The sequence below is a fragment of the Rhizobacter sp. Root404 genome, assembly GCF_001425865.1.
In the GTDB taxonomy this organism is placed as follows: domain Bacteria; phylum Pseudomonadota; class Gammaproteobacteria; order Burkholderiales; family Burkholderiaceae_C; genus LMDS01.
Map to the genome: position 1 here is coordinate 936,295 of NZ_LMDS01000005.1, position 15,859 is coordinate 952,153.

The 15,859-nt window shown below is 69.0% G+C and carries 13 protein-coding genes; 4 read left to right on the forward strand and 9 right to left on the reverse strand.

Annotated elements, in window-relative coordinates:
• Positions 1–15: 15 nt before the first annotated feature.
• The 4 genes from ASC76_RS18465 to ASC76_RS18480 are packed head-to-tail and all read right to left on the reverse strand — an operon-like array spanning position 16 to position 4,737.
• The gene (locus ASC76_RS18465; RefSeq protein WP_056469715.1) at positions 16–798 is read right to left on the reverse strand and encodes an enoyl-CoA hydratase; all 783 of its coding nucleotides are present in this window, start codon (positions 796–798) and stop codon (positions 16–18) included.
• Positions 795–2,441: an acyl-CoA synthetase gene (locus tag ASC76_RS18470; RefSeq protein ID WP_056469718.1), complete on the reverse strand. Its 1,647-nt coding sequence runs from the start codon at positions 2,439–2,441 to the stop codon at positions 795–797. The genes ASC76_RS18465 and ASC76_RS18470 overlap by 4 nt, the downstream gene beginning before the upstream one ends.
• Positions 2,438–3,745: an O-acetylhomoserine aminocarboxypropyltransferase/cysteine synthase family protein gene (locus ASC76_RS18475; RefSeq protein WP_056469720.1), complete on the reverse strand. Its 1,308-nt coding sequence runs from the start codon at positions 3,743–3,745 to the stop codon at positions 2,438–2,440. Before ASC76_RS18475 ends, ASC76_RS18470 begins: the two co-directional genes overlap by 4 nt.
• Positions 3,746–3,774: 29 nt before the next feature.
• Positions 3,775–4,737 (reverse strand): questin oxidase family protein, encoded by a 963-nt coding sequence (locus ASC76_RS18480; protein ID WP_056469723.1) that lies wholly within the window; start codon positions 4,735–4,737, stop codon positions 3,775–3,777.
• Between the two features lie 67 nt (positions 4,738–4,804).
• Here ASC76_RS18480 and soxR point away from each other — a divergent pair, with 67 nt between their 5' ends.
• Complete coding sequence (gene soxR, locus ASC76_RS18485; protein ID WP_056469726.1) at positions 4,805–5,296, forward strand: redox-sensitive transcriptional activator SoxR; 492 nt, start codon at positions 4,805–4,807, stop codon at positions 5,294–5,296.
• On the opposite strand, the gene ASC76_RS18490 is transcribed toward soxR, so the two are convergent.
• From ASC76_RS18490 to ASC76_RS18510, 5 genes are all read right to left on the reverse strand, one after another.
• The gene (locus ASC76_RS18490) at positions 5,271–5,732 is read right to left on the reverse strand and encodes a CoA-binding protein (RefSeq protein WP_056469728.1); all 462 of its coding nucleotides are present in this window, start codon (positions 5,730–5,732) and stop codon (positions 5,271–5,273) included. The genes soxR and ASC76_RS18490 overlap by 26 nt on opposite strands.
• A 14-nt stretch (positions 5,733–5,746) precedes the next feature.
• Entirely contained in the window at positions 5,747–8,029 is a 2,283-nt protein-coding gene (mdoH, locus tag ASC76_RS18495; protein WP_056469731.1) for a glucans biosynthesis glucosyltransferase MdoH, read from the reverse strand.
• On the reverse strand, positions 8,026–9,522 hold the full coding sequence (locus ASC76_RS18500; RefSeq protein ID WP_056469732.1) for a glucan biosynthesis protein G: 1,497 nt from the start codon (positions 9,520–9,522) through the stop codon (positions 8,026–8,028). Before ASC76_RS18500 ends, mdoH begins: the two co-directional genes overlap by 4 nt.
• Before the next feature lie 236 nt (positions 9,523–9,758).
• Positions 9,759–11,057, reverse strand: a complete 1,299-nt coding sequence (gene aceA, locus ASC76_RS18505) for an isocitrate lyase (RefSeq protein WP_056469735.1) — start codon at positions 11,055–11,057, stop codon at positions 9,759–9,761.
• A gap of 245 nt (positions 11,058–11,302) precedes the next feature.
• Positions 11,303–12,016, reverse strand: a complete 714-nt coding sequence (locus ASC76_RS18510; RefSeq protein ID WP_056469738.1) for a type 1 glutamine amidotransferase — start codon at positions 12,014–12,016, stop codon at positions 11,303–11,305.
• 252 nt (positions 12,017–12,268) lie between these two features.
• On the opposite strand from ASC76_RS18510, the gene ASC76_RS18515 reads away from it, so the two are divergent.
• The 3 genes from ASC76_RS18515 (at position 12,269) to ASC76_RS18525 (ending at position 15,849) form a co-directional block, all read left to right on the forward strand.
• Entirely contained in the window at positions 12,269–13,564 is a 1,296-nt protein-coding gene (locus tag ASC76_RS18515; RefSeq protein ID WP_056469741.1) for an aspartate aminotransferase family protein, read from the forward strand.
• Positions 13,565–13,595: 31 nt separating this feature from the next.
• Positions 13,596–14,381 (forward strand): gamma-glutamyl-gamma-aminobutyrate hydrolase family protein, encoded by a 786-nt coding sequence (locus tag ASC76_RS18520; RefSeq protein WP_056469744.1) that lies wholly within the window; start codon positions 13,596–13,598, stop codon positions 14,379–14,381.
• Positions 14,382–14,481: 100 nt separating this feature from the next.
• The gene (locus ASC76_RS18525; RefSeq protein WP_056469747.1) at positions 14,482–15,849 is read left to right on the forward strand and encodes a glutamine synthetase family protein; all 1,368 of its coding nucleotides are present in this window, start codon (positions 14,482–14,484) and stop codon (positions 15,847–15,849) included.
• The last annotated feature ends 10 nt before the right edge of the window (positions 15,850–15,859 follow it).

Below are 15,859 nucleotides of genomic sequence, written 5' to 3' on the forward strand. Positions count from 1 at the left end.
CGGCGCGGCCGGCGCTCAGTGCCAGTCGGGCGCGCGCTTGTCGATGAAGGCCTGCACGCCCTCGAGCGCGCTGACATCCATCATGTTGCAGGCCATGGTCTGCGCGGCGTCTTCGTAAGCGGCTTCGATGCCGGTCTCGAGCTGGCGGTAGAACAGCTGCTTGCCCATCGCGATCGCGACCCGCGGCTTGGCGACGATGCTGGCGACCAGCGACTCGATCTCGGCGTCCAGCCGGTCCGGCGCCGCGACGCGGTTCACCAGGCCCTTGTCGAGCGCCTGCGCGGCGCTGATGAACTCACCGGTGACCAGCATCTCGAACGCGGCCTTGCGGGCCAGATTGCGCGACAGCGCGACGCTGGGCGTGGAACAGAACAGGCCGACATTGATGCCGCTGACCGCGAAGCGCGCGTCGCTCGCCGCCACCGCCAGGTCGCACATCGCGACCAGCTGGCAGCCCGCTGCCGTCGCGATGCCCTGCACCCGCGCGATCACCGGCACCGGCAGCTTCTGCACGCTCAGCATCATCGCGCCGCACTGGGCGAACAGGCGCTGGTAGTAGTCCAGCGACGGCGCGGCGCGCATCTCCTTGAGGTCGTGGCCGGCGCAAAACGCCTTGCCTGAGGCGGCGAGCACGACGACGCGCGCGCCGGCGTCCTCGGCGACGCCGTCGAGTTCCTGCTGCAACGCCGTCAGCAGTGCCTCGGACAGCGCGTTGAAGGCCTGCGGCCGGTTCAGCGTCAGCGTGACGACGCCGCGCGCGTCGCGCGTGCGCAGCACCAGCGGATCGGTGGGGGTCATGACGTGCCTTTCGTGCGTTCGCGCAGCGCGAACTTCTGGATCTTGCCAGTGGAGGTCTTCGGAATCTCCTCGAAGCGCACCTCGCGCGGCAGCTTGTAGCCGGCCAGCAGGCCCTTGCAATGGGCGATCAGGTCGCCGGCCGTCACGGCAGGCGCATCGGGCCGCAGCTCGACGAACGCGACCGGCGTCTCGCCCCACTTGTCGTCGGCCTTCGCGACCACTGCACAGGCGAGCACCGCCGGGTGCCGGTACAGCGCGTCCTCGACCTCGAGCGACGAGATGTTCTCGCCGCCGGAGATGATGATGTCCTTGCTGCGGTCCTTGATCTTGACGTAGCGGTCCGGCTCCATCACCGCCAGGTCGCCGGTGTGGAACCAGCCGCCCTCGAACGCCTTCTGCGTCGCCGCCGGGTTCTTCAGGTAGCCCTTCATCACGATGTTGCCGCGGAACATGATCTCGCCCATCGTGGTCGCGTCGGGCGGCGTCTCGACCAGGGTCTCGGGGTCCATCACCGTCATGCCCTCCTGCAAGCCGTAGCGCACGCCTTGCCGACCGTTCAGGCGGGCCTGCTCCGACAGGCCTTCGCCGCCCCAGCCCGCGCGCTTGACGGCCACCGAGGCCGGCCCGTAGACCTCGGTCAGCCCGTAGGTGTGGGTGATGTCGATGCCGAGCTTGGCCATGCCCTCGATCATCGCGGCCGACGGCGCTGCGCCGGCCACCATGCCGCGCACCTTCTGGCCGATGCCGGCGCGCAGTTCGGCCGGCGCCGAGATCAACAGGTTGTGCACGATCGGCGCGGCGCAGTAGTGGTCGACGCCGTGGTCGCGCATCGCCGCGAGGATGTTCGCCGCGTCGACCTTGCGAAGGCAGACGTGCGTGCCGCCGAGCAGCGCGATCGTCCACGGGAAGCACCAGCCATTGCAGTGGAACATCGGCAGCGTCCACAGATACGTCGGGAAATGCGGCATCGTCCAGGTCGCGGCATTGCAGACCGAATTCAGGTACGCGCCGCGGTGGTGGGTGACGACACCCTTCGGATCGCCGGTCGTGCCCGAGGTGTACGAAACCGCGATGGCGTCCCATTCGTCGCGCGGGCCGTCGAGGCGTTCCAGCGGCGGATGCGCGTCGAGCAGCGCTTCGTAGTCGTGTGCGCCGAGGCGCTCGCCGGCGCCGGTGAACTCGCTGTCGCTCACGTCGATCACGATCGGCGTGCGGCCGTGCTCTTCCCGCAGCACGCGCAGCGCGGCGCCGATCAGCGGGGCGAACTCGCGGTCGGTGATCAGCACCTTGGCTTCGCAGTGGTTCATCTGCCAGGCGAGCAGGCGTGCATCGAGCCGCGTGTTCAGCGTGTTGAGCACGGCGTTGAGAGCCGGAACTGCGTAGTGCACCTCCACCATCTCGGGCGTGTTCGGCAACATGACGCTGACCGTGTCGAGCCGACCGACGCCCAGGGCGCGCAGCGCCGCCGCGAGGCGCGCCGAGCGGTCGCGCAACTCGCGCCAGTTGTATCGGCGAGCGCCGTGGATCACCGCCGGCAGGTCGCCGAAGACCTCGGCACTGCGCTCGACGAAGCTGATCGGCGACAGCGCGACGAAGTTCGCGGCGTTCTTGGGCAAGCCCAGCTCGTACATGTGTTCGCTCATCGTTCGTCTCCGCTGGCCGCAAGGGCCTGATCAATGTCCCACAGGATGTCGTCGATGTGTTCGATGCCGACCGACATCCGCACCATGTCCGGCAGCACGCCCGCGGCGAGTTGCTGCGCATCGTCGAGCTGGCGATGCGTCGTCGAGGCCGGGTGGATGATCAGCGTGCGGGTGTCGCCGATGTTCGCCAGGTGGCTCATGAACTGCGCCGCCTCGATGAACTTCACGCCGGCGGGCAAGCCGCCCTTGACGCCGAAAGCCAGCAGCCCCGACGCGCCCGGCGCGCCGTCGACCGTCCGCATCTGCTTCGTGACCAGCGCATGCTGCGGGTGGTCGGCCAGGCCCGGATAGTTGACCCAGCTGACGCGCGGATGCGCGCGCAGGAAGTCGGCGACGCGACGCGCGTTCGCGCAATGCCGCTCCATCCGAACGTGCAGCGTCTCGACGCCTTGCAGGATCTGCCACGCGCTCATCGGCGACAGCGCGGCGCCATACACCCGCAGCGTCTCCATGCGCGCGCGCATCGTGAAGCCGAAGTCGCCAAAGGTCTCGTAGAACTTGACGCCGTGGTAGCCGGGCGACGGCTCGGTCATGCCCGGAAACTTGCCGTTGTCCCATGGAAATTTGCCACTCTCGACGATCACGCCCCCCAGCGTCGTGCCGTGGCCGGCCAGGTACTTGGTGGCCGAGTGCACGACGATGTCGGCGCCGAAGCGGATCGGGTTGCACAGGAATGGCGACGGCACCGTGTTGTCGACGATCAGCGGCACGCCGTGCGCGTGCGCGACCTCGGCGACCGCGGCGATGTCGAGCACCGTCAGGCTCGGGTTCCCCAGGCTCTCGGCAAATACGGCCCGGGTGTTGGGTCGCATCGCGGCGGCGAACGCATCGACCGAGCCGACATCGACGAAGGTGGTGTCGATCCCGAGCTTGCGCAGGTTCACCGCCAGCATGCTGACCGAGCCGCCGTACAGCGCGCCGGCCGCGACGACGTGGTCGCCCTGCTGCAGCAGCGTCATCAGCGCCATCGCTTCCGACGCCATGCCGCTGGCCGACGCCAGCGCCGCGCGGCCGCCTTCGAGCGCCGCGACCCGCTCCTCGAGCGCAGCGACGGTCGGGTTCGACAGCCGCGAGTAGACGTTGCCGAAGGTCTGCAGGTTGAACAGGCTGGCCGCGTGGTCGGCGCTGTCGAACACGAAGCTGGTGGTCTGGTAGATCGGCAACGCGCGCGCGCCGGTGGCGGCGTCCGGGATCTGCCCGGCGTGGATCGCGAGCGTCTCGGGCTGGAAGGAGTGATCGGCCATCCGCCCAATCTACCAGCAGCGGCTTGGCCTCAACTGACGGCGCAGCGGGCGGCGGCAAGGAACGCGGGGTCGGGGTCGTGCTTCGCGTGCTCCATGCAGGCGTGCACGAGCTTGATCACGTGGTCGTCGTCGGAGTCGATCGCCGCGGCGTTCACCTCCGCCCATCCCCACGCGCCAGCGGTGTCGGCGCCGCGGCGTTGCACCTGCGCCGCCATCAGCGCGGCCGCCACCGCTGGCCAGAGCGCCGGATCGGCCGGCGCCGCGAACGCGCTCAGCACGCGCACCGCGCGCGCCGCGGTGACGATGTGCAGCACGGTGAAGTTGCGCGACTGCGCGTAGAGCCGGGCGGCATGGCGCGCGAGCGTGCCGACCGCGTCGGCGGGCGGTATGAGTCGCGCAGCATCGGCGCGGAAGATGGGTGTCGCGCTCGCTTTCGCGATGCGCCCCGAGATCAGCGGCGCGTCTATCGCGGCGGCCACGCCGGCGTCGACGAACCGGTCGAACCAGGCGTCGAAATCGAGCGGCGGCTGCGGCGGCGGTACGGCCTCGACCGCCTGCCAGCGCGCCGCCCAATAGGCCAGCGCGGTGGCCAGTTCCCCGGCGTGCCCGGCCTCGACCGCGTGGGCGGCGCGGATCGGTCCGTGGAAAGCTGCCGCGGCGATGCCGGTCCACAGCGGCGGCAGCGCTTCCGCCAGGACCGCGGTGGCGCCCTCCTCCGCCAGCGCCGCGGCGAAATGCGCGCGCAGCACGCCGAAGGCTTCCCAGTCCCCGCGCGACGTCGTCCAGTCGGCCAGGCGCCGCGCCGTGGGCACGGGGTCGCGCCGCGCGCCGAAGCGTGCGCCGTAGCGCTCGAAGAACGACGCGAGGCGTGCGTCGGTGGCGCCGAGCCGCTGCAGCGCATGCAGGGCCATCGGCAGGTGGCTCGTCAGCCCGTCACCGTATTCGGCGGGCAGATCGGCGGCACGGTCGAGCAGCGTGTGGAGTGCGTTCATGAAGAGTCCCTGATCAACACGATGCGGATCCTAAAATCTCAAGTCCACTTGAAGTCAAGAGGCGGCCATGAACCCGAGCACCGACGGCCCGATGACGATCGGAGAACTCGCGCAGCGCAGCGGCGTGGCGACCAGCGCGCTGCGCCACTACGAATCGCTCGGGCTCATCCAGAGCCCGCGCAGCGACGGCAATCACCGCCGGTACGCGCGCAGCACGCTGCGCCGGGTCGCCTTCGTGCGGGCCGCGCAGGCGGTCGGGCTGACGCTGGATGCCATTGGCGCGGCACTGGCCACGCTGCCTGACGGGCGCACCCCGACTGCCGCCGACTGGAACCGGCTCGCCCGTGGGTGGGCGCCGCTCATCGACGCCCGCATCGACGCCCTGACCCGCCTGCGCGACAAGCTCACCGGCTGCATCGGCTGCGGATGCCTCTCGCTGCAGCGTTGCGCGCTCTACAACCCAGGCGACGTGGCCGGCGGTCGCGGACCGGGCCCGCGCTGGTTGATGGGCGACTCCCCGCCCGAGCCAGCCGTCAAACCGGCCGCTTTGCGGAAATGACGCGGGTGTTGACGCCGGCCCAGTGGAGCCCGCCGAACAGGCGCGCGTGCTCGATCTTGACGCAGCGGTCCATCACGGTGTCCAGGCCCGCGGCGCGGGCGAGTTCGGCGGCCTCGCGGTTGACGACGCCGATCTGCTGCCACAGGCAGCGGGCACCGATCGCGACGGCCTGCTGGGCGATCGGCAACACGTCCTCGGTGCGGCGGAACACGTCGACCATGTCGACGCGCTCGCCGATCGCGTCGAGGCTGGGGTAGCAGCGCACGCCGAGCACCTCGGCATAGCGCGGATTGACCGGGATGATCCGGTACCCGTGCTGCTGCATGTACTTGGCCGCGAAATAGCTGGGACGATGCCATTCACCGGACAGCCCGACGACGGCGATCGTGCGGCACTCCCGCAGGATGCGGCGCAAGGTGGAGATGTCGTCGGACATGCGCGGTTCGTCCTTCAGTGCGCGGAGGCGATCGAATCCTCGGCCTGCGCCGCGTCTTGGGCCGCGGGCGACACGGCACCCTGCGCCGCGACGGCCGCGACGCCCCAGTCCGGATGCGCGCCCGCGCGCAGCACCCGCGCGCGCAACGCCGCCAGCGCCTGCGCATCGCCCAGCAGACGCAGGCGGTCGGCGTTGCTCAGCGCTCCCGGGCCGTCCGCGGCGGCGCGCTCGACCAGGCGGGCCTGCGCCACGGCCTTGGCGCCCTGCGCGGCGGGCCGCGCCGGAATCGAGCGCAGCACGGCGGTGTGGACAGCGGCATCGGTCACCGCCTCGGTGAAGACCGGCAGCACTTCGAACGCCGCGGCATAGCGGTCGGCCTCGGCGAGCACCGCCGGTTGCGACAGCTCTTCGGGGATCAGGAAGATGCCGCGCCGGCGCAGCCAGCGCCCCGGCGCGGCACGGCTGGTCCAGGCCGACAGTGGGATTGCCAGCAGCAGCCCCGCCAGCACCGGCGACAACCACCACTGGAACACGGTGCTGCTGATGACGATCACGACGATCCAGGCCACCGCGAGCAGCGTGTGCACGACGTGGCGGCGGAACGCCTCGCCCCAGCCGGTCGCGGCGTCGTGGCGCGGCGGGGACTTCCACGCCAGCTTGATGCCGGCGAGCGCCGCCAGCACGAACTGGGTGTGGAACAGCATGCGCACCGGCGCGAGCAGCACCGAGTGCAGGAACTCCAGCAACGCGCTCAGCAGCAGCTTGCCGGCGCCGCCGTAGCGCCGCCCCTCGCCGCGCGACAGGATCGCGATCAGCGAGATCACCTTCGGCGCCAGCAGCAGCACCGCGGTCAGGCCGAACAGCGTCAGCATCAGCTTGAAGTTCGCGGTCGGCCAGCTCGGGAAGAGCTGGTACGGCTCGGTGAAATAGGTCGGCACGACGTGCGAGTGGGTCGCGAACAGCACCGTCGAGAGCAGCAGGAAGGCGAGCCAGAACGGCGACGACAGGTAGGCCAGCACGCCGGTCACAAACACCGTGCGGTGCACCGGGTGCAGGCCGGGCTCGAACGTCAGGCGCGAGTTCTGCAGGTTGCCCTGGGCCCAGCGCCGGTCGCGGCCGAGTTCGGCCAGCAGGTTCGGCGGCACCTGCTCGTAGCTGCCTTCGAGGTCGTGCGCGATCCAGACCTTCCAGCCGGCACGGCGCATCAACGCCGCCTCGACGAAATCGTGCGACATCACGCCGCCGGACAGCGAGGTCTTGCCCGGCAGCGGCGGCAGCGCGCACTGCGCCATGAACGGCTCGATGCGCAGGATCGCGTTGTGGCCCCAGTAGTGCGATTCGCCGAGCTGCCAGTAGTGCAGCCCGGTCGTGAACAGCGGGCCGTAGACGCGCGAGCAGAACTGCAGGATGCGTGCGTGCGTGGTCTCGTGGCCGGCAGCGCGCGGCGCCGTCTGGATGATGCCGGTGTCGGGGTGCGCCTCCATCATGCGCACCAGCGAGACCAGGCACTCGCCGCTCATCACGCTGTCGGCGTCGAGCACGATCATGTACTTGTAGTCGGCGCCGAAGCGGCGGCAGAAGTCCGCCACGTTGCCGGCCTTGCGATGGGTGCGGTGCTGACGCCAGCGGTAGTGGACCCGGGCGGCGTCACCGGCGGCGGCGAGCGCCTCGGTCAGGTGCGTCCAGGCGACCTGCTCGGCGACGCGCGCGTCCGGATCGTTGGTGTCGCTGAGCACGTAGAAATCGAAGCGCTCGGCCGAGCCGGTAGCGGCCAGCGACTCGTACGTCGCGCGCAGGCCGGCGAAGACGGTAGCCACGTCCTCGTTGCAGATCGGCATGATCACGGCGGTGCGCGCGTCGGGTGCGATCGGCATCGCGGCTCCCGCGCCGTGCAGCACGTTGGTGACCGAATGGCGGTCGTGCCCGCGCAGCATCACCCACGCGCCGAGCACGGCGGTCCAGAAGCCGGCCGAGACCCAACCGAACAGGATCGCGAACAGCACGAGCAGCCCGCGCTCGGCCCAGTCGCGACCATGCTCCGGCATGATGTCGACCATGTAGTCCGTGCCGATCACGGCGCCCAGGATCACCAGCAGCATCAGCCCGACGCGCCGCAGCATGAAGTGGCGGTCGTTCGGTGCGCCTTCCCAGCTCCGCGGCGCGCGCCCCTTCAACAGCCGGCGCACCGGCCGCCACAGCGGATGGCCAGCCCAGGACTGGGTTGCCATCGAGCGCCGATGGACCGGCGGCAGCGGCACCGGCAGACCGTTCGCCGACGGGTGCAGGTCGTCGCTCACGGCTTCTCCGATTCCGGCGGCACGATGTAGCTCCAGGTCTCGGTCAACACCTTGCCGGACTCGCGGATCTGCGCGCGCATCTCGATCGGCTTGGCCGCGTCCTCGCGCTTGACCCGCACCGTCAGGCGCCACATGCCGGTCACCGGATTCAGGAACAGGTTCTTCTCGCGCAACTGCGCGTTGCCGCCCAGTTCCACGAACGGCTCGGGCTTGGCCTCCGGCTTCAGCTCGCGCAGCGGCGGACCGTCGAAGTCGACGACGAAGTTCAGGTCCCCGTCGGGCTGCTTGACGTAGCCGCGTCCGCGCCGCGTCTGCACGACCCAGGCGCGCCCGGTCGGCAGCCGACCATCGAGCTGCCAGCGCATCGTGTAGGCCAGGTCGAAGGGCTTCTTCGGATCGGGCGCCTTGTCGGGCACCCAGTACGCGACGATGTTGTCGTTGGTCTCGTCGGGCGTCGGGATCTGCACCAGTTCCACCCGACCAGGCCCCCACTTGCCGCCGGGCTCGACCCAGGCGCTCGGCCGACGCTCGTACAGCGCCTCGGGGTCTTCATAGCTCGCGGTCGAACGGTCGCGCTGCATCAGGCCGAAGCCTTGCAGCTGCGTCGACGCGAACGAGGTCACCAGCAGGCGTTTCGGGTTGACCAGCGGCCGCCACACCCACTCGCCATTGCCGACCGAGACGGACAACCCATCGGAGTCGTGCACCTCGGGCCGGTAGTCGTCCCGATGCCCGGGCTGGTTGTCGCCGAAGAAATACATGCTGTTCAGCGGCGCGATCCCGAGCTTGGCCACCGCCTCGCGGAAGTAGAGCTTGGCGCTGACCTGGATGACGGTCTCGGTGCCCGGCGTGACGACGAACTTGTACGCGCCGGTCAGGTGCTTGGAATCGAGCAGCGCGTAGATCGTCAGCGCGGTGTCGGCTCGGCCGGGGCGGTCGATCCAGAACTCCGTGAAGCGCGCGAAGTCCTCGCCCGATGGCACCGCGGTGTTGATCGCGAGCCCCCGGGCCGACAACCCGTAGACCTGACCCTTGCCGACCGAACGGAAGTAGCTGGCGCCGAGGAACACCAGCACCTCGTCCTTGTAGTTGCGGGTGTTGACCGGGTAATGGACGCGAAACCCGGAGAAGCCGACGTTGCGCAGTTTCTTCGGGTCGATCTTGTTGCGGCCGTAGTCGAACAGCTCGGTGTCGAACTCCACGCGGCGCGGGCCGCGCGGCTCGACGACATTGATGCGCACCGCGTCCGGAAAATTCTTGCCCGGATGGAAATACATCAGCTCGAACGGCAGCTTCTCGGCGCGCCAGGTCGCGCGCTCGGGCTTGAAACGGATGTCGCGCAACGCGTCGTAATCGATCGCGGCGAGTTCGGCCGGCAGCTTGGTGGCCGGCGCGCGATAGCTGTCGGCGGCGAGCGTGCGCGCGCGCGCCTCGACGTCCTTGATGCCGAAGGCCTGGGCGACGCCGGGAACGGCGAACGCGAAGCACAGCATCAGCCGCGCAAGCCAGGCGGTCGGGTGGTCGACAGGGAGGTTCAGAGTGGGGCCCTCGGAGTAACGCGTGAAAGGCGCGTGGTGCAGACCGGGGCGACTCCCGGCCTGCATCGATCGCGCGTGCAAGGCACGAACTCTAAGGGTATTTACCGGCGCAATCGGGCCGGATGGCTTTGCTTACACCGGGACGCGGCGTCATCCGACGCCGCGTCCGGCCACACGGGGCGTGCGTTCGTTCAGCCGTGCTTGGCGTCGAAGAATTGCTCGTCTTCGGTCGAGCCCTTCAGCGCCGCCGTGGACGACAGCGCCTCGATCGTCGTGGTCACCGCGTCGAAGTAGCCGGTACCGACCTCGCGCTGGTGCTTGACGGCGGTGAAGCCCTTCTCCGCGGCCGCGAACTCGGCTTCCTGCAACTCGACGAACGCGCTCATGTTGTTGCGCGCGTAGCCGTGGGCCAGGTTGAACATCGAGTAGTTCAGGCTGTGGAAGCCGGCCAGCGTGATGAACTGGAACTTGTAGCCCATCGCGCCCAGTTCGCGCTGGAACTTGGCGATCGTCGCGTCGTCGAGGTTCTTCTTCCAGTTGAACGACGGCGAGCAGTTGTACGCCAGCAGCTTGCCCGGGAACTTGGCGTGGATCGCGTCGGCGAACTTCTTCGCGTAGGCCAGGTCGGGCTTGCCGGTCTCGCACCAGACCATGTCGGCGACTTCGGCGTAGGCCAGGCCGCGCGAGATCGCCTGCTCCAGGCCCGGCTTGCTGCGGTAGAAGCCTTCGACGGTGCGCTCGCCGGTCATGAACGGCTTGTCGTTGTCGTCCACGTCGCTGGTGACGAGGTCGGCAGCTTCGGCGTCGGTGCGGGCGATCACGAGCGTCGGCACGCCCATCACGTCCGCCGCCAGGCGCGCGGCCTGCAGCTTGGCGACGGCTTCACGCGTCGGGACCAGCACCTTGCCGCCCATGTGGCCGCACTTCTTGACCGAGGCCAGCTGGTCTTCGAAGTGGACGCCGGAAGCGCCCGCGTCGATCATCGACTTCATCAACTCGAAGGCGTTCAGCACGCCGCCGAAACCAGCTTCCGCGTCGGCCACGATCGGGGCGAAGAAATCGATGTCGTTCTTGCCTTCCGACCACTGGATCTGGTCGGCGCGGGTGAAGGTGTTGTTGATGCGTTTGACGACCATCGGCACCGAATTGGCCGGGTACAGCGACTGGTCCGGGTACATCTCGCCGGCGAGGTTGGCGTCACCCGCGACCTGCCAGCCGGACAGGTAGATCGCCTTCAGGCCGGCCTTGACCTGCTGCATCGCCTGGTTGCCGGTCAGCGCACCGAGCGTGTTGACGAACGGCTCGGTGTTGACGAGGTTCCAGAGCTTCTCGGCGCCGCGGCGGGCCAGCGTGTGCTCGGGCTGGATCGAGCCGCGCAGGCGCACGACGTCGGCCGCGGAATAGCCGCGCTTGATGCCTTTCCAGCGTGGGTTCTCGGCCCAATCCTTTTCGAGGGCGGCAATCTGTTGTTCGCGGGTGAGGTTCGTCATGGGGAGCTCCAGTCGATGAGGAAAGAAAAAGTGATTCGCTGGAGTCAAGGATATCGGGCATCGCGCCGATCGACCAGACTTGTATCTTATATAAGACTGTTTTCTTCTTTGAGCAAAATCAATGGCTTACTGCTGGTATTTCGTAATGCGGTGTCATTTTCTCAGTCGTGAAAGTCGATGCGGCAGTGCACCATCGCTAGATGTCACAATGTGAAATCAGTTCGCGCGATCGTGAAACCCGCGCGTCAGTCGGAGACGCCGAGCCAGCGGCGATAGAGCCGATCCGCCATGCGTTGCTGCGCGGGCAGCGCGGCGCGGGCCTGGGCGCGCATCGCGGCACCGCTCTGCACCGTGCCCGGATGCTCTTGCGTCTGACGCACGTACGCCGGATCGACGGACGCCGACCAGGCGGCCAGCTTGAACTCGTCGAGCTCGACGTGGAACTGGATTGCCAGGTGACGCCCGATGGCGAAGGCCTGGTTCGGGCATGCGTCGTTGCCGGCCAGGGGTTCGGCGCCAGGCGGCATTTCGAAACTCTCGCTGTGCCAGTGGTACACCGTGCGGACGCCTGGGCCGCCGAGCCAGGCGTGCGCCACGTCCGATTCCGCGACAGTGATCGACTGCCAGCCGATCTCCGGCTGTGGCGAGGTGCGCACCCGCGCGCCCAGCGCGCGCGCCATCAGCTGCCCGCCCAGGCAGTGGCCGATCACCGGGATGTCCGCAGCCATCGCCTGCAGGATCAGGCGTTCGGCCTGGCGCAGGTGCGGCAGGTCGTCATTCGCGCTCATTTCGCCGCCGAGCAGCGCGAGGCCGGCATAGCCGTCGATCGACTCCGGGTAGTGGTCCCCCCGCTCGGCGTTCAAGACGATCGCTCGAATCTGTCGCTCTGCGAGCCACGTTCCAAGGTATCCCGGGCCATCCCCGGAAAGGTTTTGAAGGATCAGGATCGGGCCGGTCATGGCGCCCCCTTTGAAAATCGGGCCAGGCCCCCAGACTGCAGTGCGCCGCGATTCTGCGGCACCGGCCGGATCGCCGCCGGCCGCGCGCCCGGCCGGGTTGTCCGTGTCACGCAGCGCCCGAACGGGCCGAGCGGTAGACTGTGCCGCCTGAGGCCGGTTGCCGCCATTCTTCGGAGAACGAACATGCACAAAGACGATCCCGCGACCCTTGCTGCGACGCCTGCCGCGCCGACTGCCGCCGCGCCCCAATCAATGGACGCGTTCTGGATGCCCTTCACCGCCAACCGCCAGTTCAAGGCCGCGCCGCGCCTGCTGGCCAAGGCCAAGGGCATGCATTACTGGACGCCGGAGGGCCGCCAGATCCTCGACGGGATCGCAGGCCTGTGGTGCGTGAACGCAGGCCATGCGCGACCGAAGATCGTCGAGGCGATCGCCGCGCAGGCGGCCGAGATGGACTTCGCGCCGCCATTCAACATGGCGCACCCGAAGGCTTTCGAACTGGCCGAGCGACTCGTGCAGCTGACACCGGCCGGGCTGAACAAGGTGTTCTTCGCCAACTCGGGCTCCGAGGCCGTCGAGACCGCGCTGAAGATGGCGATCGGCTACCACCGCGCCCGCGGCGACGGCGCGCGCACCCGGCTGATCGGCCGCGAGCGCGGTTACCACGGCGTCAATTTCGGCGGCATCACGGTCGGCGGGATCGTCGGCAACCGCAAGAGCTTCGGTCCGTTGCTGCCCGGTGCCGATCACCTGCGCCACACCCACGACCTGAGCAAGAACGCGTACGCGCGCGGCGTGCCCGAGCACGGCGCCGAGCTGGCGGACGACCTGGAGCGCCTGGTCGCCTTGCACGACGCCTCGACGATCGCCGCGGTGATCGTCGAGCCGGTCGCCGGCTCCACCGGCGTGCTGCTGCCGCCCAAGGGCTACCTGAAGCGCCTGCGCGAAATCTGCGACAAGCACGGCATCCTGCTGATCTTCGACGAGGTCATTACCGGTTTCGGTCGCCTCGGTTCGCCGTTCGCGGCCCATCACTTCGACGTGACGCCGGACCTGATGACGGTCGCCAAGGGCATCACCAACGGCTGCGTGCCGATGGGTGCGGTGTTCGCCAAGCAGGCGATCCACGACGCGTTCATGACCGGGCCGGAGCACCTGATCGAGTTCCCGCACGGTTACACCTACTCGTCGCATCCGCTGGCGTGCGCCGCCGCGCTCGGCACGCTCGACACCTACGCGGAAGACGGCCTGCTGACCCGCGCCGCCACGATGGCGCCGGTGTTCGAGAACGCGCTGCACTCTTTGCGCGGCGTGCCGCACGTGATCGACGTGCGCAACATCGGTCTGGTCGGCGGCATCGAACTGCAGCCGATCGCCGGGCAGCCCGGCAAGCGCGCGTTCGACGCCTTCCTCGAATGCTGGGAGCGTGGGGTGCTGATCCGCACGACCGGCGACACGATCGCGCTGTCGCCGCCGCTGATCGTCGAGAACTCGCACATCGACCAGATGGTCAGCACCATCGCCGACGTGCTGAAGCAGCAGGGCTGACCGCTCACGGGCGCGCGGTATGCTGTGAAGCATGCCCGCAGCGCCCTCCTCCCGATCGAAACCCGTGGTGCTCGTGCCGGCATGCAACCGCATGCTGGGCGACCACCCGTTCCATGTCGCCGGCAAGAAATACGTCGATGCGGTGCGCCTCGCGGGCTGCCAGCCGCTGATCGTGCCGAGCGCGGCGCCCGATGAACTCGATGCGCTGCTCGACCTGGCCGACGGCGTGCTGCTGACCGGATCCCAGTCGAACGTCCACCCGAGCCATTTCGCCGAGGACGTGCGCGACCCGTCGCTCCCGCTGGACGCCGACCGCGACGCCTGGACCCTGCCGCTGATCCCGCGCACGCTGGAACGCGGCATTCCGCTGTTCGCGATCTGCCGCGGCTTCCAGGAGGCCAACGTCGCGCTCGGCGGCTCGCTGCACCAGGCCGTGCAGGACGTGCCCGACCGGCACGATCACCGCGCGCCCAAGGACGCCCCGGCCGAGGTGCAGTACGGTCTCGCGCACGACGTGCTGGTGCAGCCCGGCGGCGTGCTCGCGCGCGTGCTCGAGGAGCCGCGCATCCGCGTCAACTCCGTCCACGGCCAGGGGGTGAATCGTCTGGCGAACGGCCTGCGTGTCGAGGCGCTCGCCCCGGATGGCCTGGTCGAGGCCTTCTCGGTCGCCACAGCGCCCGGCTTCAACCTGAGCGTGCAGTGGCACCCCGAATGGCAGGCGGCGCGCAACCCGGTGTCGGTCCGCCTGTTCAAGGCATTCGGCGCCGCGTGCGCGGCCTACCGCGACCGGCACCGCCCCCCCGCACCCGATCGATAGGTGCGCGTCTTGCGTGGCCCGGATGGCGCCACGCCCGATGTCCTCTCCGATCCCCGGCGCCACGTCAACGAGACGGCCGCGCCCATGCAACAGGTGCCCCATGGTGGACAAACGAAACTTCTCCTTCGCCGATCTCGAGAACTGGTTCAACGAACGCCGCGTCACCGAGATCGAGTGCCTCGTGCCCGACCTGACGGGCGTGGCGCGCGGCAAGATCCTGCCGCGCGAAAAATTCACCGAGGACCGCGGCATGCGGCTGCCCGAGGCGATCGTCGGCATCGGCGTGACCGGCAACTTTCCGACCGACGGGCCGTACTACGACGTGATCCACCCGACCGATCGCGACATGCACCTGCGGCCCGATCCGAGCACCGTGCGCATCGTGCCCTGGGCCGTCGACCCGACCGCGCAGGTGATCCACGACTGCTTCGACCGCGACGGCAACATGATTCCGTACGCGCCGCGCTCGGTCCTGCGGCGCATCTGCGACCTGTACGCCGCCGAGGGCTGGAACCCGGTGGTCGCGCCCGAACTCGAGTTCTACCTGATCGAGCGCAACTCCGACCCGAACACGCCGCTGCGCCCGCCCAAGGGCCGCAGCGGCCGCGCCGAAACCTCGCGCCAGGCGTACTCGATCGACGCCGTCAACGAATTCGACCCGCTGTTCGAGGACATCTACGACTACTGCGGGAAGATGGAGCTGAACGTCGACACGCTGATCCACGAGGTCGGCGCGGGGCAGATGGAGATCAACTTCTTCCACGACCACCCGCTGGGCCTGGCCGACGAGGTGTTCTTCTTCAAGCGCACGATCCGCGAGGCCGCGCTGCGCCACGAGATGTACGCCACCTTCATGGCCAAGCCGATGGCCGGCGAGCCGGGCAGCGCGATGCACGTGCACCAGAGCATCCTGAACGCGGTCACCGGCAAGAACATCTTCAGCAATGAGGACGGCTCGCCCTCGAAGGAGTTCTACTGGTACATCGGCGGGCTGCAGAAGTACACGCCGGCGGCGATGGCGCTGTTCGCGCCGTACGTCAATTCGTACCGCCGCCTCGCGCGCTCGACCGCCGCGCCGATTAACATCCAGTGGGGCAGCGACAACCGCACCGTCGGCATCCGCTCGCCGGTGGCGACCGCGGCGGCGCGCCGCATCGAGAATCGCGTGATCGGCGCCGACGCGAACCCGTATGTCGCGCTCGCCGCGACGCTGGCGTGCGGCTACCTCGGCATGAAGAACAGGATCGAGCCCGCGCCGGAATGCAAGGGCGATGCGTACCTCTCCGAGTACCAGCTGCCGCGGTCGCTCAGCGAGGCGCTCGGCTGGCTGGCCGACGAGAAGGACCTGCACGACGTGCTAGGCAAGGAGTTCATCACCGTCTACTCCGAGGTCAAGGAGATCGAGCACGACGAGTTCATGAAGGTGATCTCGCCGTGGGAGCGGGAACACCTCTTGCTGCACGTCTGACCGGGGAACG

Coding starts and splice junctions, on each gene's coding strand:
- ASC76_RS18525 (WP_056469747.1), top strand. CDS start 14,482: ATGGTGGACAAACGAAACTTCTCCTTCGCCGATCTCGAGAACTGGTTC.
- ASC76_RS18480 (WP_056469723.1), bottom strand. CDS start 4,737: ATGAACGCACTCCACACGCTGCTCGACCGTGCCGCCGATCTGCCCGCC.
- ASC76_RS18470 (WP_056469718.1), bottom strand. CDS start 2,441: ATGAGCGAACACATGTACGAGCTGGGCTTGCCCAAGAACGCCGCGAAC.
- ASC76_RS18490 (WP_056469728.1), bottom strand. CDS start 5,732: ATGTCCGACGACATCTCCACCTTGCGCCGCATCCTGCGGGAGTGCCGC.
- ASC76_RS18500 (WP_056469732.1), bottom strand. CDS start 9,522: ATGCTGTGCTTCGCGTTCGCCGTTCCCGGCGTCGCCCAGGCCTTCGGC.
- ASC76_RS18465 (WP_056469715.1), bottom strand. CDS start 798: ATGACCCCCACCGATCCGCTGGTGCTGCGCACGCGCGACGCGCGCGGC.
- aceA (WP_056469735.1), bottom strand. CDS start 11,057: ATGACGAACCTCACCCGCGAACAACAGATTGCCGCCCTCGAAAAGGAT.
- ASC76_RS18475 (WP_056469720.1), bottom strand. CDS start 3,745: ATGGCCGATCACTCCTTCCAGCCCGAGACGCTCGCGATCCACGCCGGG.
- soxR (WP_056469726.1), top strand. CDS start 4,805: ATGAACCCGAGCACCGACGGCCCGATGACGATCGGAGAACTCGCGCAG.
- ASC76_RS18510 (WP_056469738.1), bottom strand. CDS start 12,016: ATGACCGGCCCGATCCTGATCCTTCAAAACCTTTCCGGGGATGGCCCG.
- ASC76_RS18515 (WP_056469741.1), top strand. CDS start 12,269: ATGGACGCGTTCTGGATGCCCTTCACCGCCAACCGCCAGTTCAAGGCC.
- ASC76_RS18520 (WP_056469744.1), top strand. CDS start 13,596: ATGCCCGCAGCGCCCTCCTCCCGATCGAAACCCGTGGTGCTCGTGCCG.